The organism is Moraxella nasovis (assembly GCF_022701215.1).
GTDB lineage: Bacteria > Pseudomonadota > Gammaproteobacteria > Pseudomonadales > Moraxellaceae > Moraxella > Moraxella nasovis.
The window spans coordinates 1,661,836-1,683,082 of record NZ_CP089976.1; the positions used below are offsets into that span (position 1 = coordinate 1,661,836).

Below are 21,247 nucleotides of genomic sequence, written 5' to 3' on the forward strand. Positions count from 1 at the left end.
AAAATATGAAAGGTCAATGTTTATGTCAAGCCGTTACCATTGAAACGGCAGAAACCCAAGAATTACACGCTTGCCATTGTAATAATTGCCGTAAATGGAATGGCGGTGGTTCGGCTTTTTCATTTCAAGCCCAAGGCATTGACATCATAGGTAAAGAACACATCAAAAGCTATCAGCTGGTAGAGTGGGGTACACGCAATTTTTGTCAAAATTGTGGCACAAATTTATTCTTTCATCAGACAGGTACGGATAATTATTTTGTATCAGCTGGACTGTTTGACCAACAAGCATTTAAATTGGCAACACAATTTTTTATAGATAAAAAAGCGTCTTATTATGAGCTTGCCAATGATACGCCCAAATTGACCGAAGCCCAAATTATCGCCATGTATGAAAATGACGGCAAGTAATCGCTTTATAGTTACATAAAATTGGAATTAACATGAGCATTCATCATCAGCACGATTTTAGCGTTTTAGAACTTTTAACACAAAAACACACCTTTACCGAACAAAAAACCGCAGACGGCATTCCGACCATTTGGGTGGACAAAGCGGACGTTTTGGACGTGCTTTTGACGTTGCGGACAGTACCACAGCCTTTTGTCATGCTTGTGGATTTGTCCGCCATTGATGAGCGACTGCGTAAACATCGCCACGGCTTGCCTGATAGCGATTTTACCGTGTTTTATCATCTGATGAGCATTGAGCGAAATTCTGATATTCGCATCAAAGTTGCCCTAGCCGAAGGCGAGACGATACCATCTGCGACTAGGATTTATCCTAATGCCAACTGGTATGAGCGTGAAGTGTGGGATATGTTTGGCGTGGTCTTTGACGGACACCCCCACCTGACACGCATACTTTTGCCAAAGTACTGGGAAGGACACCCACTTCGCAAAGAATACCACGCTCGTGCCACCGAGTTTACGCCGTATTTTCTAAATACCGCCAAGCAGCAGTTTGAACAAGAAAATCTACGCTTTATCCCAGAAGAGTGGGGCATGAAACGAAGTGGGCGTGATGAAGATTTTATGTTTTTGAACATCGGTCCCAACCACCCATCGGCACATGGGGCGTTTCGTTTGGTGTTACAGCTTGATGGTGAAGAGATTATTGATTGTATCCCTGACATCGGCTATCACCACCGAGGTGCAGAGAAGATGGCAGAACGCCAAACGTGGCATTCGTTCATTCCTTATACCGACCGCATTGACTACTTAGGTGGGGTGATGAATGAGCTACCCTATATCATGGCGGTGGAGAAATTGGCAGGCATTACCACGCCTGATAGAGCGAACACCATTCGCATTATGATGAGTGAGTTTTTCCGCATCACCAATAATCTGCTTTATTGGGGGACGTTTATCCAAGACGCTGGTGGTATGACCCCTGTGTTTTATATGTTTGCCGACCGTCAAAAGGCGTATGATGTCATAGAAGCGGTAACAGGCTATCGTATGCACCCTGCGTGGTTTAGAATCGGTGGCACAGCTCACGATTTGCCCAATGGCTGGGAGCGTCTTGTGCGTGAGTTCTTGGACTGGATGCCAAAACGCATTGATGAATACTACAAGGCAACCATGACCAACACCGTGCTAAAAGGTCGTACCCAAAATGTCGCCCAATACAACGCAAAACAAGCCCTAGCGTGGGGCGTAACAGGGGCAGGACTTCGTGCAACTGGCATTGATTTTGACCTGCGTAAAGCACGCCCTTATTTGGGGTATGAGAATTTTGAATTTGATGTGCCTGTGTTCTACAATGGCGATGCCTATGACAGATGTCTGGTCAAGATTGAAGAGATTCGCCAGTCTTTGCGTATCATTGAGCAGTGCCTAAACAATATGCCAAGTGGGGCATATAAAGCCGAACATCCGCTTGCCGTGCCACCGCCTAAGGATAAGACACTACACGACATTGAAACGCTCATCAACCACTTTGTGTCCGTCTCATGGGGTCCTGTCATGCCTATCGGCGAGAGTGCTTGCATGGTAGAAGGGGTCAAGGGGCTAAACAGCTACTATGTAACGTCTGACAACGCCACCATGAGCTACCGCACTCGCATTCGTACGCCAACCTTTGCTCATCTACAACAAATGCCAAGTGTGATTAACGGCTCTTTGGTGTCCGATGCCATCATTTATTTGGCGAGTATTGACATTGTGATGGCAGATTGTGATCGTTGATGAGGATTGATTAATGTTGTCTAAATTAAGGAAAATGTTATTTAAGTTTTTTGGTAGTATTTTTTTATTATCAGCATTGCTACTTGGATTTTTAATTTTTGGATTACAATATGTTGGTGTCTATATTCAATATATTTTAGTGCCAATAATTTTTGTATCTGGACTTATCACCTTTTTGTTGTACAAAGAAGAGTTTTTGCAATGAGGTATATTAGGCTATGTTTTAGTTTTAAAATTTAAAACTGCTTTAATTTGGATATTTTATGCCTAACTTTTGGTCGCTAATATAGATGGATTGCATAAAAGGGCGAATGTTATTCGCCCCTACACTTCAACAAATTAAAAATAAAAGCAGTCAGCCGACTTCTAGTAAACACTCTTAATTTATTTAATAGGTGCGTTAAAATACAAAAAAAAACTTAGACTAATATAGCAAAAACAATGGCAGAGCAAACCTAGGCTTGATGGCAGTTGTATTGGGAGCTAGTCCAATCAAAACACGGTTTACTAAAATAACGGCTCACTAAAAGGATTTTTTGTGCAAGAAATAATACAGTCCATTATTTTTGTTGCCGCTGCTGTGCTTCATGGCATCACAGGTATGGGCTTTCCGATGCTTGGCACAACAGCCTTGGCGTTCATCATGCCATTGCCTAAGGTGGTGGCGTTGGTTGCACTGCCTACGCTACTGATGAGCTGGCTTGTGCTGTGTAGCAATAGCAAGAAGAAATTTTATCAAGAGATTATTGATTATTTTAACGCCTATAAACTGCTTGCTGTGGGGAGTGTGATTGGTAGTGTGGTGGGGGTTGAGCTGCTGCTTATATTGCCAGTGTCTTTGCTGTATTTGCTCATGGCAGGCGTTACGTTGTATTATTCTGTCAGCGGACTGTTTGGACTATACAAAAAGGTAGAACAAATAAACGTTGTCGCCAATCAAAAAAATATGCTGTTGTTTGGCTTATTGGCAGGCGTGATTGGCGGTGCGACCAATGTCATGTCGCCATTATTACTGATGTTTTTGTTTAGCGAAACCGATGACAAAAACCGCATCGTCAAAGCAAGTAATTTGTGCTATTTATTGGCAAAAATTGTTCAAATTTATATGCTAAGAAATGAGTATCTATTGCTAGAGTCGCATGAATACACCCTGATCATCGTGCTGACGATATGCTCGGTGGCTGGGCTGTATGTGGGCATTTGGCTGAGAAATAAAATCAGTGCCAATTTTTTTAAAACATTGGTGTTTTTTGTGCTGTTGATATTGTCTGTCAAACTTGGCTACTCAGGCGTTGCTGGTGTTTTGGCTTAAAGCTTATGTTTTGGGTTAAAATCGCTGATTTTATGGTAATCAAGCTGTACTTTGACAAAGTGTGGCGACAGTGAACATAAAAGGCAGTAAACATGAAAGACGGTGAGCATCAAGAGTAGACGGTGAGCATAAGAGTGGTGAATATAAAGAGTAGTGGGCAAAATCGTGCCATTAAAGTACCATGAATTAAAGCATCAGAACAGCAGGGCAAAACGCATGAGCCGTCAGCTTGCCTGCACAAGATAAGACAAAAAACCAAGATAAGATGAAGATAAAAGCAAACAAGCTAGGATTGTCCAAGCAAATATAGGTAGTGTCATGAAAATAGTAACCGACAAAATCCCCAAAGTGGACGTGAACGCCATTTTAACGCCCCAAGAAATTGATGGCATACATGAATATGTCCATCATTATCCACAAGCTCGTGCAGCGGTGCTTGATGCGTTAAAACTTGTACAAAAACGAAACGGCTGGATAGATGATGCACAGCTACACGCCATCGCCAATCTGCTAGACATACCGCCGTCCGATGTAGAAGGTGTGGCGACATTTTTTAATCGCATTTATCGTCTGCCTGTCGGTCGCCATGTGATTTTGATTTGTGATAGTATCGCTTGTTATTTGAATGGCTATGAGAGCTTGGCGGACGCATTTCGCCGTGAGCTTGGTATTGACTATGGTCAGACGACAGCGGACGGCAGATTTACGCTATTACCGATTTGTTGTCTTGGCAACTGCGATAAGGGGGCAAGCGTGCTGATTGATGAAGATACTTATGGACCTGTTGAGCCGTCTGAGGTGAGCTTTTTGTTGGAGCAATACGCATGAATACTGTGGTATCAACCCTATCAACCGCCCATACCGCCAAGCCAAACATCGCTGAGCAAATTCAAGCACGCCAAAATGGACTTGCCCCAAGCCAATTAAACCGCCAACGCACGCCCATTTATGGCGTAGGTTTGGCAGAAGGGCAAGCACCGACAAGCCTGACCCACCCCTTGACGTGGCGACTGTATCATCATGATGCGGTGCTAAATTTAGCGGATTATGAAAATTTGGACGGCTTTAAAGGTCTTAAAAACGCCCTTGCCAAAACGCCAAAAGAAGTGGGCGAGATGATAAAACTTGCCAATGTGCGTGGGCGTGGCGGTGCAGGCTTTAATGCAGGACTCAAATGGACATTCATGACACCCCCTGATGGCGGTGTGCGGTATTTGATTTGTAATGCCGATGAGATGGAACCAGGGACATTCAAAGACCGTTTGCTCATGGAGCGGATACCATTTCAGTTGATTGAAGGTATGCTCATTACCGCCTATGCCATCGGAGCGAGTGTCGGCTATATTTTTATTCGTGGCGAGTATATTTTAGCAGCCCAAAGATTACAAAACGCCATTGATGAGTGTTTGGCTAATGGCTTGCTCGGTGATGATATTTTGGACAGTGATTTTAAATTTGAGTTGCACGTGCATACAGGGGCAGGGCGGTATATTTGCGGTGAAGAGACAGCACTCATCAACTGCCTAGAAGGAAGACGTGCCAACCCACGCACCAAACCGCCATTTCCGCAAGTATCAGGGGCGTGGGGCAGACCGACTGTGGTCAATAATGTAGAGACCTTGAATAATATGCCTGCCATCTTATTAAATGGCGTGGATTGGTATTTAAATCTGCCCAAAGCCAAAGGCAAATCTGATACCCCTGGTACCAAAATCATGGGGTGTAGCGGTCGTGTCAAAGATGCAGGACTGTGGGAAGTGCCGTTTGGCTATACCGCACGAGAGCTGATAGAGCTGGCAGGCGGTATGCAGGACGGTTTAACGCTCAAAGCATGGCTACCGGGGGGAGCGAGTACCGACTTTTTGACCGCCAGTGATGAGCATCTGGACTTGGTGATGGATTTTGACCCCGTCATGAAAGCAGGTTCACGGCTTGGGACGTGTCTGATGATGGTTGTTGATGAGACCCAAGACATGGTGGCGTTATCAAGAAATCTGCAACAGTTCTTCCAAAGAGAGTCTTGTGGCTTTTGTACGCCATGCCGTGATGGCTTGCCGTGGGGGGTAAAAATCTTAGATGCGATGCAAAACGGACAAGGGCAAGCACAAGACATTGATAAACTGTCTGAGCTGACTCGTGATTTGTGGCTTGGCAAGACCTTTTGTGCCCATGCCCCAGGGGCGATGGAGCCTTTAATGAGTGCGTTAAAATATTTTCGCCATGAATTTGAAGCCAAAGTGGGCGTACAGCAAGTAGTAGCAACGCCTGATAGTAGCAAGAATGTAGGAGCATAAACATGGCAGTGATTCATATTGATGGCAAGACCGTAGAAGTGGACGGTAGCGACAATCTGCTTGCTGCTTGTCTGTCGCTGGGCATTGACGTGCCATATTTTTGTTATCACCCTGCCTTAGGGTCGGTAGGCTCATGCCGTCAATGTGCTGTGAAGCAGTACATGACAGAAGATGACTACAAAGCAGGGCGTGGACGGCTTGTGATGAGCTGTATGGTCGCCCCCACGGATAATATGTACATCTCGGTGGACGATGCTGAGGCTCGTGATTTTCGTAAGCGTATCGTGGAATATCTCATGACCAACCACCCCCACGATTGCCCCACTTGTGAAGAGGGTGGACATTGCCATCTACAAGACATGACTTATATGTCAGGACATAGGAGCAGACGTTATCGCTTCACCAAACGCACGCACCACAACCAAGAGCTAGGCTCGTTCATCAATCATGAGATGAACCGCTGTATTGCGTGTTATCGCTGTGTGCGGTTTTATAAGGATTATGCAGGCGGTAGCGATTTTGGGGTATATGCCAGTAATAACCGTGTATATTTTGGACGTGAAACTGACGGTCAGCTACAAAGCGAATTTAGTGGTAATTTGACCGAAATTTGCCCAACAGGGGTGTTCACCGACAAAACGCATTCTGACCGCTACAACCGCAAATGGGATATGCAATATGCCCCAAGCGTGTGCCATGGGTGTAGCACAGGGTGTAGTATCTCGGCAGGTGAGCGATATGGCGAACTTCGCAGAATAGAAAACCGCTACAATCCTGATGTCAATGGCTATTTTTTGTGCGACCGTGGGCGTTTTGGCTACGGTTATGTGAATCGTGCAGACCGTCCGACTCAGCCTTTGCATAATGTGGGTGGTCAATTGGTCAAAACGACTGCCAACTTTGCTGTTGATGGCGTGGCAGATTTATTAAAAGACAAAAAAGTGATTGGCATTGGCTCGCCCAAAGCCAGTTTGGAGAGTAATTTTGCCCTAAAAAAACTGGTGGGCAATGACAATTACAGCACAGGCGAGCGAGCTTATTTAAAAGATTTGGTGTCGCTTGGTGTGCAAATTCTACGGCACGAAGATACGCACAATGTCTCTTTGGCTGAATTAGAAACTGCCGACAGCGTGTTTATTTTGGGGGAAGATTTGACCCAAACCGCCAGCCGTGTCGCTTTGTCTGTTCGCCAAGCCGCCAAAAATAAAGCACGCCAAATGGCAGCTGCCCTAAAAACCGAGCATTGGCTTGCCGAGCCATTAAAGCGTATCGGTCAAGACGCATACAGCCCCATTTATGTCGCTTGTGTCAATGAAACCAAACTTGATGACATCGCCAAAGTGTCGGCGGTCGCCACACCAAACGACATCGCACGCTTAGGCTTTATGGTCGGTGATGCCATCAAAGAGTTTGGCGATAGACTTAGCGAGATTGCTACCGCTTATGATGAGTTTTTGGCAAAAGAAGCTAGTACTACGGTGGCAGATGGCGAGGTGGCAGGTGTAGACGGCATGGCGGTTTTGGCACGTCATATCGCTTATGATTTGATTATGGCAAATCGTCCGCTCATCATCAGTGGCACAAGCCTATCATCAAAGGCGATTTTGGAGGCGGCAGGCTACATCGCCCAGATGCTGACCAAAAAACGCACCCAAATTGCCCATGTGGAGCGTGAATCTGTGGAGGTTCAAAACGCCAAAATCCGTGATGACGTTGAACGCCAATTCATTGACCCTGAAAAAACCGCTCGCACTGATGGCGTGCATGAAACCGAGCGAGATTTGAGCGATTTTGAAAAAGAGCTCAACGCACGCCTGCTGAAAGCCAATCATGAATACACCGACAAAACAGGCGTATATGTCGCCATGCCTGACGCTAATAGTGTCGGCGTGCATTTGCTCGGTGGGCAATCTATCGAGGAGATTTTGGCGAGTGATTTTGAGGCGGTGGTGGTATTAGAGCATGATTTGGCAAACCTAACACCCAGCCAATTTGAGCAGTTCACCGACAAAACGCTCATCGTACTTGACCACCAAAGCCATGATTGGCACACCAAAGCCGGCTTTGTGTTATCAGCAGGTTCATTCGCTGAAAGTGATGGCACGCTGGTATCGGCAGAGGGTCGGGCAGGGCGGTTTTTTGCTGTTTATGACAAAAAATACTATGAGCCAACGAGCGACATCAAAGACAGCTGGCGATGGCTACACGCATTGCACAACACCCTAAACGACTGGCAATCAAAGACAATCAGCGAGCCGACTTGGTATCATTTAGATGATGTGATTGATGAGCTTATCCATGAATATGGCGAGCTTGCCCCAGTCAAAGACGTTGCCCCACAGGCTAATTACCGAATCACAGGGCTAAAAGTTGCCCGTGAGCCACGCCGTTATTCTGGGCGAACGTCCATGCGTGCAAAAATATCCATTCATGAGCCGATGCAACCTAAGGATACCGATTCGCCATTGACCTTCTCAATGGAGGGTTATGTGGGTGAAAAGACACACGCCAGTTTGATTCCGTTTGCGTGGAGTGCAGGGTGGAATTCACCGCAGGCGTGGAATAAATATCAACATAAGGTCGGCGGACAGCTTAATGGCGGTGATGTTGGCGTACGATTGTTTGATTCATTGCCAACGACCAAGATGAATTTTGGCACCCAAACGGTGCATGACACGCCCACAAGCAGTGTCTTTGAAAATCGTGCCAAACTTGTGCCAATTTATCAGCTGTATTCAAGTTCTGCCATCGTCAGTCGCAGTCCTGTGGTGGCAGAGCAGATTAAGCCTGCCGTCTGGACGGTTGGCAAAGACGATGCCTTGCTGTGGCAAATCAAAGATGGCGATTTGCTTGCCATCAGCCAAAACGGTCATGACATTATCCTACCTGTGATGACGACCGATTATTTGGCAGAAGGGTGCATTGGCTATCCTGCTGGACAAGTGCCACTTCATAGCCATTTGCCAGCGGTGGTCAAAAAAACCACCGACTTTGATAACATCTATGTGCCTGCTTATTTGGCAAGTTTGGCAGGATTGACCAAACAGCCCAATAGCTTGTTCCAACCAAACGCAATGGAGGTGTAATAAATGAGCGTGCGTATAATCCCTGATGTGCCTTCGTTGTTGAGTGGATTGTCGTTTGACTGGTGGTCGTTGGCCTATTTAAGCGTGCAGGCGTTGGTGATTTTTTTGGGTCTTGTGATGACGGCAGCCTTGATGATTGTCTATGAACGGCGTATGCTTGCTTTGTGGCAAGACCGCTATGGTCCAAACCGTGTGGGCTGGCAAGGCAGTTTGCAACTGGTGGCTGATATGCTCAAAATCTTCTTTAAAGAAGACTGGACCCCCAATTTTGCCGACAAAAAAATATTTGTATTAGCCCCTGCCATTGCGATGTTTACTGCTTTGGCAAGTTTTGCCATCATTCCATTGTCGCCGACCGCCTTTGTGGCAGATTGGGACATTGGTATTTTGTTCTTTTTTGCGATGGCAGGCTTGGCAGTCTATGCGGTGATGTTTGGCGGCTGGGCATCTGCCAATAAGTTTTCGCTGTTGGGTGGTCTGCGTTCTGCTGCCCAAACCATCAGTTATGAAGTGTTTTTGGGCTTGTCTTTGATGGGTGTGGTGGCGATGGCAGGCTCATTCAACCTGCGTGAGATTGTAGAAGCCCAAGCGGTTGTGTGGAATGTGATACCGCAGTTTTTTGGTTTTTTGACCTTTGTGGTGGCAGGTGTTGCGGTAACGCACAGACACCCCTTTGACCAGCCAGAAGCCGAGCAAGAGCTTGCCGAAGGTTATCATGTGGAATATTCTGGCATGAAATTTGGTATGTTTTTTATTGGCGAATATGTCAATGTGGTGGTGATTTCTGCCTTGATGACTTGTTTGTTTTTTGGGGGTTGGCTTGCTCCTTTTAATCTTAATATTCCCTTTATACCACCTGTGTTTTGGTTTTTGATAAAGACCTTATTTTTTATGACGATGTTTGTGCTTGCTCGTGGCTCGCTCATGCGTCCACGCTATGACCAAGTGATGAATTTTGGCTGGAAAGTGTGTTTGCCTGTTACTTTGGTGAACCTGCTGATGACAGCATTGGTGATTTTGATGGTGAACTAAGATGGTTTTGAATGACAATAAGCAAATCGCCAATCAAAGAATTGTTCGTCAATTTGCCTGTGGATACGATTTTTTATCATGTTTGGGTAGCTGTGCTAAACCAAAAAAACCTGTACACTTGAACGAGCATTATCAAGGATAAATTATGTTTGCAACCTTAAAAAATACGGCGGTGGGCATTTTTACCATTGTGCGTTCTATGTGGATGGTAAATACGCACGCCCTACGAAAAAGAGACACCATCTTATACCCAGAACAGCCTGTGCCTGTACCGCCACGCTTTCGTGGGCGTATTGTGCTGACCCGAGACCCAGACGGCGATGAACGCTGTGTGGCGTGTAATTTGTGTGCGGTGGCGTGTCCTGTGGGCTGTATTAGCCTACAAAAAGGCGAACGTGAAGATGGGCGTTGGTATGCCACGGATTTTCAGATCAATTTTAGTCGTTGTGTGTTTTGTGGCATGTGCGAAGAGGCTTGCCCAACCACCGCCATTCAGCTGACCCCTGATTTTGAAATCGGTGAATACAACCGCCAAAATCTGTTGTATGAAAAAGAGCATTTGCTGATCAGCGGTGTGGGCAAATACCCAGACTACAACTATTACCGTGTTACGGGCATGGCGACACAAAATAGACCCAAAGGCTCGCATGATAAAGAAGCGACACCGATTGATGTAAGGAGTTTGTTGCCATGATAGCTTGGTTGAATGCGTTACTGTCTGATGGCAGTGTGGTGGGCTTTTATGTCTTGGGCTTGGTGGCGATTTGGGCAAGTTTGCGTGTGGTTACCCATGCCAATCCTGTTCATGCCATTTTATCCATGATTGTCTCTTTGCTTGCGGTGGCAGGGATTTTCTTTATCTTGGGGGCAAGTTTTGCAGGCGTGCTTGAAATCATCGTGTATGCAGGGGCGATTTTGGTGCTGTTTGTGTTTGTCATCATGATGCTTAATTTGGGTACAGACACCCTAGAAGAAAAATCTTGGCTTACCGCCAATGCGTGGGCAATGCCAATGGCATTAGGAGTCATTGTCTTTGCTGTGCTTTGTGGATTGATTTTAAATGCAACCCCTGCATTTATTGGTGGCAATGTGTATTTTTCAGATGTAAATATCACAGCTAAAGAAGTGGGTATCAGTCTATTTACACAATATGTGCTACTTGTACAAGCAGCAGCGTTTTTATTGCTTGGAGCATTAGTGGCGGCATATCATCTTGGTAAAAAAGCCCTAGATGATGAGAATGTCAGCCACACCCAAGAACGCATGGATGAGATCAAAGGGGATAATTTATGATACATACGACGGGAAGTACCCCATACGTCCATGATGTCGCAACAGCTGTAGCAGGCTTTGGTATTAATGCTATGCATGGTCTAATCTTAGCAGGTATATTATTTACCATTGGTCTAACTGGCGTAATGGTGCGACGCAATCTATTATTTGTATTGATGAGCCTTGAGATTATGATGAACGCTGCAGCACTGGCATTTGTCATGGCGGGTAATTTACATGGTTCTGCTGATGGTCAAGTAATGTTTATTTTTGTGTTGACTTTAGCGGCAGCAGAAGCGGCGATTGGACTTGCGATTTTATTACAGTTTTATCATCGCTTTAGAAGTCTTGATTTAACCAAAGCTAATAGCATGAAGGGGTAGATGATGCTTGCGATGACTTTTATTTTCCCTGTGATTGGCTTTTTATTGCTTGCCATAGGCCGAGATCGCTTAAGTGAGACATTAGCAACTTGGATTGGTGTTGGCATGATGGGCTTGTCTGCTGTTTGTGCCTTTATGTCTATTTTTGGATTCTTGTCTGGCGACAGGGCTGCTCAAACCATCTCATTATGGACGTGGTTTGCAGTTGGTGATTTTGCCCCACAATTTGCTTTAACGCTTGATGGGCTGTCGGTTACCATGATGGGTGTTATTACAGGCGTCGGTTTTTTAATCCACCTGTTTGCATCTTGGTATATGACAGGCGAGAAGCATTTTGCTAGATTTTTTAGCTACCTAAACCTATTCGTTGCAAGCATGCTTATCTTAGTCTTGTCAGATAATTTATTGCTGATGTACTTAGGCTGGGAAGGCGTGGGTATTTGCTCTTATCTGTTAATTGGTTATTATTTTGATAACCGTGATAATGGTAAGGCAGCGATGAAGGCGTTTACGGTAACTCGTGTGGGCGACGTATTTTTAGCGATTGGTTTGTTTTTGCTGTTTTATAAATTTGGTACGCTGGATTTTTCTACGATTTTACAGCAAGCTTCTCAAGTATTTACAACTAATGATCCGATGCTTGTCTTATCTGTACTGATGATTATTGGCGGTGCGTTTGGTAAATCTGCCCAAATCCCATTGCATACTTGGCTTGCTGATGCGATGGCAGGTCCGACACCTGTGTCCGCACTCATTCACGCTGCCACGATGGTAACCGCAGGCGTGTATTTAATCGCACGTATGCACCCACTTTTTGTTTTAACGCCAGATATGTTGGTGTATGCAGTTGGTGGTGTTGGTGCTTTATCTATGCTTGTCGCTAGTTTTTGTGCCTTGGCACAGACTGATATTAAGCGTGTGCTTGCTTACTCTACCATGAGCCAGCTTGGCTATATGTTTATGGCGTTAGGTGTGGGTGCGTGGCAAGTGGCAATTTTTCACTTGATGACGCATGCGTTTTTTAAGGCGTTGCTATTTTTGGCAAGTGGGGCGGTGATTATCAGTACCCATCACGAACAAAACATCTTTAAGATGGGTGGATTGCGTAAAAAAATCCCTTTGGTATTTTGGTCGTTCGTGGTTGGCGGCGGGGCATTGGTCGCCTTGCCTTTTGTGACTGTAGGCTTTTATTCCAAAGAAGCCATTCTTTGGGAGACATATGCCACAGGTCATATGGGGCTTTTTTATGCTGGCGTATTTGGTGCGTTTTTAACAGCGATTTACACCTTCCGTTTAATTTGGCTGACGTTTTTTGGACAAGAAAAAACCCATGCTCACGCTTTAAAAGGCATATCTTATGCCTTGCCACTCATTGTGCTGATGGTATTATCGACAGGATTGGGTGCTCTAATCCACCCACCTTTGGCAAATGTTCTGCCCAAAAGTGTCGGTGCTACCTTAACCGAAGGTAAGCACACCGCTGAATATATTGCGATTGGTATGACGACAGCAGGCTTGATTCTTGCTTATCTTTTATATGTCGTTAATGGCGGACGAGCATTACAAAAATTTAAAGAAAGTAGTTTTGGCGGTGCAGTTTACCACTGGTGCTATCATGGCTTAGGTTTTGATGCGTTATATGATATCGTGTTTGTTAAGCCGTTCTTAATGATTGCACGATTATTTAAAAAAGACCCTGTTGATGGGGTGTGGAATGTACTACCAAAACTAACAGGTATGATGGGCTGTGTGATGAGTGGTACGCAAACAGGTCAGCTTCGCACACAAGCTATTAGTTTTGGTTTGGGACTAGTTTTAGTATTAGTGCTTGTCATGATAAAGGTGGTGAATTAACATGGATTTACAACAAACTTGGGCTTTACCAGCGTTAATCGCCATTCCAATCATTGCAGGTTTTTTTTGCTGGCTGGTAGAAAAGAAAACGCCACAGTTGCCAAGATGGATTGCTTTATTTGGTATGCTGACTACTTTATTACTGTCAGTGGGGTTATATCTCAATGCAGACATTGCAGCGTTTAACGCATCTGGCCATGTAGGCGATACTTTGCCTTGGCTTGCGACATTTGATGTGCCTTGGATTGAGAATTTTGGCATTCGTTTTTCATTGGCGATGGATGGCTTGTCACTTTTGATGATTGGCTTAACAGCACTTCTTGGCGTGCTAGCGGTAGGGTGTTCTTGGAATGAAATCGGACATCGTGTTGGGTTTTTCCATCTAAACCTCTTGGCAAGTCTTGGCGGTGTGATTGGTGTATTTTTAGCAATCGATCTGTTTTTATTCTTTTTCTTTTGGGAGATGATGCTAACCCCAATTTATTTTTTAATCGCACTTTGGGGTCATGACGTTAAGGATAAAGCAGGCAACATTATCAAGCCAAAGTCGGCAGCAGCCACTAAGTTTTTTATTTATACTCAAGCTAGCGGTCTTGTGATGCTGATCGGTATCTGTATGCTGGTGATTTTAAATTATTTACAAACTGGCGTATTAACTTTCCATTATGAAAAACTGCTTGGCACCTCGATGGGTCCGTATGAATACATCATTATGCTGTGCTTTTTTATCGGTTTTGCGGTCAAATTACCTGTATTCCCACTACATGGCTGGCTACCTGATGCTCACGCCCAAGCACCTACGGCAGGCTCGGTGGATTTGGCAGGGATTTTGATTAAGACGGCAGCTTTTGGCTTATTGCGTTTTGTGTTGCCATTATTTCCTAATGCGTCAGCGGATTTTGCACCGATTGCTATTACCCTTGGCTTAATCGGTATCTTTTATGGTGCGTGGCTTGCCTTTGCACAGACTGATATTAAGCGATTGCTTGCTTATACGTCCGTATCTCATATGGGCTTTGTGGTGCTTGCCATCTATGCTGGTACGATTTTATCACTGCAAGGTTTGATGGTACAAATGATTGCTCACGGACTATCAAGTGCAGCATTGTTTATTATGGCAGGTCAGCTATATGAAAGACTGCACACTCGTGATTTGACCTTGATGGGTGGTATGTGGGGACATTTTCGGTATTTTGCACCGCTACTCATGTTCTTTTGTGCTGCTTTGCTTGGCATACCCGGGACAGGTAACTTTATTGGTGAGATTGTGATACTGCTGGGTTCATTTTCACATTATCCTGCATTTGTTATGATCACAGCCGTCAGTTTTGTATGGGCAGGCTTGTATTCGCTAATTTTAATCCATAAGGCGTTATTTGGTCAGGATGCGACAAGTCAGCTTGACTTGGGTGGTCATAAACGCATCATAAAAGATTTGGGCAAAAGAGAGCTAAGTTTGCTTGGTATTTTGGCGATTGGATTGATTTATACAGGATTGTATCCTAAGCCTATCATGGACGTCTCTGAAAGTTCAATGACATATATCTCGAACAGTTATCACCATGCACCACTAAAAAATATGCTAAACAACCTAAATGCAGCAACAACACCAATGACAAATAAAACAGATGTACAGGAGGCAAGTCAATGAACGAAGTAATGACTTTGCCAAGTTTTTGGCAGCAGTTGGGCGGTATGCTTCCTGCGGTGATTGTGGCAATAACAGCGTTGGTTGTGATGTGTGCTATCGCAATTAAACGCAGCCATTATTTAGTGGGTACACTTTCTGTGGTGGGCTTAAATATCGCCTTGCTTGCTCAGATTGGCATGCTAACAGGGATGCTAAGTGTCGGCACAGCCACAAGTATGTTATTTAGCTTTGATGGTTTTGCTATGGTGAATGGCACGCTTGTGCTGATTATGGCGTTGGCGTGTTGTAGCTTAAGTTATGGGTTTTTTGGTACATTTAACGATAATAAAGAAGAGCTATATTTACTCATGCTTATCAGTACGCTTGGTGCGATGCTGATGACAGGTGCACAGCATTTAGCATCATTTTTTGTATCGCTTGAGCTTTTATCGGTACCAATGTATGGTATGCTTGCTTATACTTTCTTAAAGCAAAAATCGCTAGAATCTGGCTTGAAATATCTGGTGCTATCAGCTGCTGCTTCTGCGACATTACTAATGGGTATGGCGTTTATTCTTGCAGATGTAGGTCAGCTGCACTTTGTCTTTATCAAAGAAGCGATACTTACACAAGGCGTTACGCCACTTGTGATATTAGGCGGTAGTCTTATGCTGGTGGCAATAGCCTTTAAGTTATCATTAGCACCGTTTCATGCATGGGCGGGCGATGTGTACCAAGGAGCACCTGCACCAATTTCGGCATTTTTGGCAAGCGTAGCAAAAGTAGCGGCGATGGCATTAGCAACTCGTCTGCTTATTGAGACAGCATTGCCTGCTTTGCCTTCAAGCGATGTGATATTAACTTGGCTGATTGTATTGTCAGTGATTATTGGCAACCTATTGGCATTAAAACAAGACAATCTAAAGCGTCTTTTTGCTTATTCATCGATTGCCCATATGGGTTATGCACTGATCACCTTAGTCAGTTTGGGTCATGCTGCTGTTGGGCTAATCACTATGTACATGGCAGTCTATGGATTGACAAGCTTAGCAGCTTTTGGTGTTATGACAGTGATGACAAATAATTATCGCATTCATGCTAAACCTGATGAAGCTGAAAAAATCAGCGACTATCAAGGTATTTTTTGGCATCGCCCTATCTTGACAGCAGTCATGGTGGTGATGATTTTATCTATGGCAGGTATTCCTTTAACAGCAGGATTTATCACTAAGTTTCAAGTCATGTTTGCTGCGGTGCAAGGTGGTCGTTTTGATCTTGCGATTATGTTGGTTGTGGGCAGTGCTATTGGACTGTACTACTATTTAAGAGTATTGCTTGTGATGTTTAAGCGTCCATTGACTGATAGTCCGTTTGAGGCTAGTCATGATTGGTCGGTTAAAGTGGGCGGTATTATTGTTATCATAATCACCTTGCTGATTTTTGTATTAGGTGTGCTTCCTAACCCATTATTCACCTTAGCAAGCTTATCGATTATCGGTGTGTAATGCTGATTGGAAAATCAACCAAAAAAGGGTGTATGTCATACACCCTTTGACTTTAAATGGCATAAAATATTGTCTTTTATAAATGATAAGTTTAAGTTAAAAATAATTTGGGGAGAGTTTTATGAGCGATGATCGCGCGGTTAATGTGACCGTATTGGAGAAATCAACGATTACACCCACACTGTTTCGCTTTAAAACAAGCCGGCCTGATGGCTTTCGTTTTCAGGCAGGTCAATTTGTTCGTTTAGGCATTGATGACTCCCACCAGTCGGGCGAGCGGATTTTTCGTGCCTATTCAGTGGTATCATCGCCTTATGATGAGTTCTTAGAATTCTTTTCGGTGGTAGTGCCTGATGGTGCGTTCACCAGTCAATTACAACATTTGGCTGTGGGTGATACGCTGTATCTTAATCCAGAATCTTTTGGCTTTTTGACACTTGCTCGCTATCAAGAGCCTACCCCGCAAGATTTGTGGCTACTTGCCACAGGCACAGGGCTTGCTCCGTTTTTATCAATCTTGCAAGAACTCACTGCATGGGAGAATTATTCGCACATTATCTTAGCGTATAGTGTACGCACGCATGCAGAACTGGCTTATTTAGATAAAATTGCTCATTTGTCTGATAAATTTGGCAGTCTGGTGGAAAGTCCTGCAAGGCTTAGTTTTATCCCCATTGTAACTCGTGAAACTGCTGATGGGTGTTTAAGTGAACGTTTACCGACTTTAATTACGTCAGGTAAACTTGAAAAGCAAGCAGGATGCTCACTTAACCCTAATTCATCTCACGTTATGCTATGCGGTAATCCACAGATGGTCGATGACACCAAAGAAGCGCTAAAAGCACAGGGTCTCACCATGAATCGCCGTGGTGTGGGTAATATTGCAGTAGAAAATTACTGGTAATCGCCACATAGGTTTAGCGTTTTATCAATACCGCCATCGTCAGACCAAATGCCTGCACACCCTAATAAGCTATGAAAGACATGATCGTGCGATACCTCTGTTTGGCTGGCTAAGGCTTGTTGTAGGTTGTGGTGAAATGCTCTACCGTGCGGCGTTTGACGATAGCTGTCTGATAGCCAAACCACAAATGGAATGTTAAATTGTTCTTTTGGAGCGGTATTCACAGGCTGACCATGAAAATAATAACCATGCTCTCCCAAGCTTTCGCCATGATCTGACACATAAATTAATACTGCTTTTTTGGTGGATAATGCGTCAATCAGCGTACCAAGCAGTTGGTCTACTGCCACCACAGAATTATCATAAGCATTAATCAGCTCTTGGTGTTGGCATTGTGCCACATCAGGGTTGGTGCAGTAGGGCGTAAATACTGCTTGCTCATTAGTAAAGCGATCAACATAAGTCTGATGAGAGCCTAGCGTGTGTAATATCAGCAGTTTTTTGCCTTGATGGTAATTTTCAATTGTCTTTTTGGCATACGGGATAAGTGAAATGTCCTTTGACCCTGTTGATTGCTCATTGACGATGGCATACTTAGTTTTTAGCGTGTCTGCGTGCAAATAGCGATAAAATCCCGTCAATGTTTGTAGTGCATAAATCTCGGTATCATAACCCATCTTAGCCATGACTTCACCAAATGAAGCGTGCGTAATGTTGCGATCGCCTTGGGTCTTAAGCATGGGCGATGCTAAGCAGTGAATGGAATTAATCGTTAAGGTGTCGCACGATGTCGCATGAGAAAAGCTGATCAGATGAGGCACTTTAGACAACAGTGGATTAGTTGGCTTATTATAGCCATTAATGGCAAAATGATCGCCACGTGTGCTTTCACCCAACACGAAGACCACGAGTAAATCATCAACTTGGGATTGGTAATGGTATTGTGATGCTAAAGATTTAGCATTAGCGTAAGTCTGCTGAATCTTTTTTGAGGCACGCACTGCACGATGCAAGTTATACTCAGCATCAACAGGTGAAAAATAACCTAAATCTTGGGTAAAGCGTTCATCACGAATGTGTCCTGCACTACGAAAGTGGTAGCCTTGCTGCCAAAAAAATGCAGCTATCATAGATAGGCAAATGAACACAGTAAAGGCGTATTGCTTAAGTAGCACCGATAAAGGCTGCGATCGAATATTTACTAAAATTATCCAAATACTTGGCAACACAGCAGTCAGTATAAACCAAAATATAAACAAAGGAGAAATCATCTCAGCGGTAAGATCTTGTTCACTGATCAACGCACTAAGCATTAAATCTTCAGTGATGATAGTGCCGTAATTTTGCTTAGCAAAGATGGCAATAGAGCCGAGTGCTACATGTACGATAAGTAAGGATTTTAAGATAAAACGATGAAATATTCCTAAGCTTAGCGTTAATATCAAAAGTGCCAAACTAACCCAAAGCGAGTGCAAGGCAGAAGAAAAAGACCAATGATGTAACTGATTGAGTAAAAATATATAAGCAATGATGATTATGCTAAGTTGAACGCTGAAGATTGGAGTGGTTAATGTGGATAGCACTTTTTTCATAACTGGCACGATATTATAGTTGAATTGTTAAATGAATGTAGCAGTATATCAAATATTTAGTTATGATAGAACTTTATTTATGATGGTATGGTGGTTTATGGTTGATCAACGTACATCCGCTTTAATTGCTGTGGATATGCAAAACAGCTTTATTGGGGGTAATTTGGCGGTATTAGGTAGTGAGCTTATAATTGATACGGTTAATGAGCTGATTGATGCGTTTGACAATGTCATTTTAACCCAAGATTATCATCCAGCTGATCATATTTGTTTTTATCAAAATCATGCTAATAAAAATGTTTTTGATGTCATTAACCTGCCTTATGGCAAGCAGATACTGTGGAATGCACACTGCGTTATTGGCACAGATGATGTTAATTTTCATCAAAACCTTTTGGTGGATAAGGCTCAATTGATTGTCCGTAAAGGTTTTCATCGTCAGATTGACAGTTATTCGGCATTTTTAGAGGCAGATAGACGGACGAAGACAGGGCTTGCAGGCTATCTACAAGAACGAGATATTAGCCATGTGTACGTTGTGGGGATTGCCACCGATTTTTGTGTGGCGTGGACGGCGATGGATGCTAGAACCTTTGGCTTTGATTGCACGGTAGTGATGGATGCCACAGCCAGTATTAATATAAATGGTTCGCTTAATCAAGCGATTAAGGCGATGAAAGAAAAAGGTGTGGCGTTTAGTCAATCGTCAGATATTTTAAATAAAATCAATTAGTTACAATATTTTTTATTATTTTATGACTAAAATCGCTTGCCAAATGATGAATTTAGGTTATAATGCACTCCATCTAGTAGGCAAGCAAAGCTTGACAAGTCACGGGGTCGTGGCGAAATTGGTAGACGCACTGGATTTAGGTTCCAGCGGGGCGACCTGTGAGAGTTCGAGTCTCTCCGACCCCACCATATTTAAAAAACCAATAACCATGGGGTTGTTGGTTTTTTTTACATGATTTATCAATGAGCACGCCTGTTTGGGCGAATATCTTGGGAACTGTATGCGACATTTTTTATTTGACATTATTTTTACTGCTGTATGTTTAGCCATCGCAGCATGGTGGGGCTATTCGCATGGCGGTATGTCTGCTATGTTTGTAGCACTAGGGGTTACAGCGATTTTGGCGATTATGGAAGTGTCGTTATCCTTTGATAATGCGGTGGTCAATGCTTCTATTTTAAAAGGTTGGAATGATTTTTGGAAAAAGATATTCTTGACGGTTGGTATGCTGATTGCCGTGTTTGGTATGCGTCTTATTTTTCCGATTGTCATTGTGGCAGTTACCGCAAAGATTGGCGTGATAGAAGTTGTGAATCTTGCCCTACATAATCCTGCTCAATATGCCGAACATCTAAATGCTCACCATGCCGAGATTTCTGCTTTTGGTGGTATGTTTTTGTTGTTGGTATTTTTAAATTTCATGTTTGGCGACAAAGACATTCATTGGTTTACTTGGCTAGAAGATAGACTAATGCGGTTTAGTAAAGTTGATGCGATGAGCGTATTTGTGGCATTGGCGGTACTCATGCTATCTATGTCTTGGGTGGATGAAGCCAAGCAAGGCGTAGTGCTGGTGGCAGGAATTTGGGGAGTTTTGGTGTATTTGGGTGTGAGTGTTATCTCAGCACTGCTTGAAGGTCAAAGCCATGAAGATGAAGCAGACGAGGTGTTAGATGCCAACGGTCAGCCCATCACAAACACAGCAGGGGTCTCTGCGACTATTTTAAAAGGCGGTGTTGCAGGTTTTGTGTATTTAGAAGTGCTAGATGCTTCATTTAGTTTTGATGGGGTGATTGGTGCTTTTGCCATCACTAATGATGTGATCATCATCATGTTGGGGCTTGCCATTGGTGCGATGTTTGTGCGTTCTATGACGATTTTTTTGGTCAAAAAAGGCACATTGAGTGAATTTGTGTATTTAGAGCATGGGGCTCATTATGCCATCGGAGCGTTGGCGGTGATTATGCTATTATCAACCCATTTTCATGTGCCTGAGGTGGTGACAGGGCTGATTGGCGTGGCATTTATTGGCTTATCGCTCTATAATTCTATTGAGTATAATAAACGCCATCAAAACTAAAAGTTATGATTGCTGAGTATAAAAATTGTAATAAAATTACTGGTAAATTGTTCAGTTTTTATATATAATAGCCAAAATCAAACACAAGCGAGTGATTATGAA

17 protein-coding genes and 1 tRNA gene are annotated in these 21,247 nt (G+C 43.8%); 17 read left to right on the top strand and 1 reads right to left on the bottom strand.

Annotation, left to right across the window (positions count from 1 at the left end; all coding sequences use genetic code 11):
- The first annotated feature begins 5 nt into the window (after nt 1-5).
- The 14 genes from LU293_RS08165 (at nt 6) to LU293_RS08230 (ending at nt 17,460) form a co-directional block, all read left to right on the top strand.
- Nucleotides 6-410, top strand: coding sequence for a GFA family protein (locus tag LU293_RS08165; protein WP_242747213.1), 405 nt, complete (start codon nt 6-8; stop codon nt 408-410).
- Nucleotides 411-442: 32 nt separating this feature from the next.
- The gene (gene nuoC / locus LU293_RS08170) at nt 443-2,188 is read left to right on the top strand and encodes an NADH-quinone oxidoreductase subunit C/D (RefSeq protein ID WP_242747215.1); all 1,746 of its coding nucleotides are present in this window, start codon (nt 443-445) and stop codon (nt 2,186-2,188) included.
- A gap of 538 nt (nt 2,189-2,726) precedes the next feature.
- The gene (locus tag LU293_RS08175; RefSeq protein WP_242747217.1) at nt 2,727-3,500 is read left to right on the top strand and encodes a sulfite exporter TauE/SafE family protein; all 774 of its coding nucleotides are present in this window, start codon (nt 2,727-2,729) and stop codon (nt 3,498-3,500) included.
- Between the two features lie 318 nt (nt 3,501-3,818).
- Nucleotides 3,819-4,328 (top strand): NADH-quinone oxidoreductase subunit NuoE, encoded by a 510-nt coding sequence (gene nuoE, locus LU293_RS08180; protein WP_242747220.1) that lies wholly within the window; start codon nt 3,819-3,821, stop codon nt 4,326-4,328.
- On the top strand, nt 4,325-5,794 hold the full coding sequence (gene nuoF, locus LU293_RS08185; protein ID WP_242747221.1) for an NADH-quinone oxidoreductase subunit NuoF: 1,470 nt from the start codon (nt 4,325-4,327) through the stop codon (nt 5,792-5,794). Before nuoE ends, nuoF begins: the two co-directional genes overlap by 4 nt.
- A 2-nt stretch (nt 5,795-5,796) precedes the next feature.
- Nucleotides 5,797-8,880 carry an NADH-quinone oxidoreductase subunit NuoG gene (gene nuoG, locus LU293_RS08190; protein ID WP_242747223.1) on the top strand — a complete coding sequence of 1,028 codons (3,084 nt, stop codon included), beginning with the start codon at nt 5,797-5,799 and terminating at the stop codon, nt 8,878-8,880.
- A 3-nt stretch (nt 8,881-8,883) separates the two neighbouring features.
- Nucleotides 8,884-9,912 (top strand): NADH-quinone oxidoreductase subunit NuoH, encoded by a 1,029-nt coding sequence (gene nuoH / locus LU293_RS08195; RefSeq protein ID WP_242747224.1) that lies wholly within the window; start codon nt 8,884-8,886, stop codon nt 9,910-9,912.
- 145 nt (nt 9,913-10,057) lie between these two features.
- The gene (gene nuoI / locus LU293_RS08200) at nt 10,058-10,606 is read left to right on the top strand and encodes an NADH-quinone oxidoreductase subunit NuoI (protein WP_242747225.1); all 549 of its coding nucleotides are present in this window, start codon (nt 10,058-10,060) and stop codon (nt 10,604-10,606) included.
- A complete protein-coding gene (gene nuoJ / locus LU293_RS08205; protein WP_242747226.1) occupies nt 10,603-11,205 on the top strand; it encodes an NADH-quinone oxidoreductase subunit J in 603 nt (200 codons plus the stop codon). Before nuoI ends, nuoJ begins: the two co-directional genes overlap by 4 nt.
- Nucleotides 11,206-11,276: 71 nt before the next feature.
- The gene (gene nuoK / locus LU293_RS08210) at nt 11,277-11,567 is read left to right on the top strand and encodes an NADH-quinone oxidoreductase subunit NuoK (protein WP_242749745.1); all 291 of its coding nucleotides are present in this window, start codon (nt 11,277-11,279) and stop codon (nt 11,565-11,567) included.
- 3 nt (nt 11,568-11,570) lie between these two features.
- On the top strand, nt 11,571-13,421 hold the full coding sequence (nuoL, locus tag LU293_RS08215; protein ID WP_375540329.1) for an NADH-quinone oxidoreductase subunit L: 1,851 nt from the start codon (nt 11,571-11,573) through the stop codon (nt 13,419-13,421).
- A gap of 1 nt (nt 13,422) precedes the next feature.
- Nucleotides 13,423-15,072: an NADH-quinone oxidoreductase subunit M gene (gene nuoM, locus LU293_RS08220; protein WP_242747228.1), complete on the top strand. Its 1,650-nt coding sequence runs from the start codon at nt 13,423-13,425 to the stop codon at nt 15,070-15,072.
- 8 nt (nt 15,073-15,080) lie between these two features.
- Nucleotides 15,081-16,556: an NADH-quinone oxidoreductase subunit N gene (locus LU293_RS08225; RefSeq protein ID WP_375540367.1), complete on the top strand. Its 1,476-nt coding sequence runs from the start codon at nt 15,081-15,083 to the stop codon at nt 16,554-16,556.
- Between the two features lie 121 nt (nt 16,557-16,677).
- Complete coding sequence (locus tag LU293_RS08230; protein ID WP_242747231.1) at nt 16,678-17,460, top strand: ferredoxin--NADP reductase; 783 nt, start codon at nt 16,678-16,680, stop codon at nt 17,458-17,460.
- Here the strand turns inward: LU293_RS08230 and LU293_RS08235 are convergent.
- Complete coding sequence (locus tag LU293_RS08235; protein WP_242747233.1) at nt 17,451-19,052, bottom strand: phosphoethanolamine transferase; 1,602 nt, start codon at nt 19,050-19,052, stop codon at nt 17,451-17,453. The genes LU293_RS08230 and LU293_RS08235 overlap by 10 nt on opposite strands.
- A gap of 97 nt (nt 19,053-19,149) precedes the next feature.
- On the opposite strand from LU293_RS08235, the gene LU293_RS08240 reads away from it, so the two are divergent.
- The 3 genes from LU293_RS08240 (at nt 19,150) to LU293_RS08250 (ending at nt 21,145) form a co-directional block, all read left to right on the top strand.
- On the top strand, nt 19,150-19,785 hold the full coding sequence (locus LU293_RS08240; RefSeq protein WP_242747235.1) for a nicotinamidase: 636 nt from the start codon (nt 19,150-19,152) through the stop codon (nt 19,783-19,785).
- Between the two features lie 103 nt (nt 19,786-19,888).
- Nucleotides 19,889-19,973 (top strand) — tRNA-Leu (locus tag LU293_RS08245).
- A gap of 92 nt (nt 19,974-20,065) precedes the next feature.
- The gene (locus LU293_RS08250) at nt 20,066-21,145 is read left to right on the top strand and encodes a DUF475 domain-containing protein (RefSeq protein ID WP_242747236.1); all 1,080 of its coding nucleotides are present in this window, start codon (nt 20,066-20,068) and stop codon (nt 21,143-21,145) included.
- Nucleotides 21,146-21,247: the final 102 nt, after the last annotated feature.

What these genes read in the sequence shown, in the direction of transcription:
- LU293_RS08165 (WP_242747213.1), top strand. Translation starts at nt 6, where the DNA reads ATGAAAGGTCAATGTTTATGTCAAGCCGTTACCATTGAAACGGCAGAA.
- nuoC (WP_242747215.1), top strand. Translation starts at nt 443, where the DNA reads ATGAGCATTCATCATCAGCACGATTTTAGCGTTTTAGAACTTTTAACA.
- nuoE (WP_242747220.1), top strand. Translation starts at nt 3,819, where the DNA reads ATGAAAATAGTAACCGACAAAATCCCCAAAGTGGACGTGAACGCCATT.
- nuoF (WP_242747221.1), top strand. Translation starts at nt 4,325, where the DNA reads ATGAATACTGTGGTATCAACCCTATCAACCGCCCATACCGCCAAGCCA.
- nuoG (WP_242747223.1), top strand. Translation starts at nt 5,797, where the DNA reads ATGGCAGTGATTCATATTGATGGCAAGACCGTAGAAGTGGACGGTAGC.
- nuoH (WP_242747224.1), top strand. Translation starts at nt 8,884, where the DNA reads ATGAGCGTGCGTATAATCCCTGATGTGCCTTCGTTGTTGAGTGGATTG.
- nuoI (WP_242747225.1), top strand. Translation starts at nt 10,058, where the DNA reads ATGTTTGCAACCTTAAAAAATACGGCGGTGGGCATTTTTACCATTGTG.
- nuoJ (WP_242747226.1), top strand. Translation starts at nt 10,603, where the DNA reads ATGATAGCTTGGTTGAATGCGTTACTGTCTGATGGCAGTGTGGTGGGC.
- nuoK (WP_242749745.1), top strand. Translation starts at nt 11,277, where the DNA reads ATGCATGGTCTAATCTTAGCAGGTATATTATTTACCATTGGTCTAACT.
- nuoL (WP_375540329.1), top strand. Translation starts at nt 11,571, where the DNA reads ATGCTTGCGATGACTTTTATTTTCCCTGTGATTGGCTTTTTATTGCTT.
- nuoM (WP_242747228.1), top strand. Translation starts at nt 13,423, where the DNA reads ATGGATTTACAACAAACTTGGGCTTTACCAGCGTTAATCGCCATTCCA.
- LU293_RS08225 (WP_375540367.1), top strand. Translation starts at nt 15,081, where the DNA reads ATGACTTTGCCAAGTTTTTGGCAGCAGTTGGGCGGTATGCTTCCTGCG.
- LU293_RS08230 (WP_242747231.1), top strand. Translation starts at nt 16,678, where the DNA reads ATGAGCGATGATCGCGCGGTTAATGTGACCGTATTGGAGAAATCAACG.
- LU293_RS08235 (WP_242747233.1), bottom strand. Translation starts at nt 19,052, where the DNA reads ATGAAAAAAGTGCTATCCACATTAACCACTCCAATCTTCAGCGTTCAA.
- LU293_RS08240 (WP_242747235.1), top strand. Translation starts at nt 19,150, where the DNA reads ATGGTTGATCAACGTACATCCGCTTTAATTGCTGTGGATATGCAAAAC.
- LU293_RS08250 (WP_242747236.1), top strand. Translation starts at nt 20,066, where the DNA reads ATGCGACATTTTTTATTTGACATTATTTTTACTGCTGTATGTTTAGCC.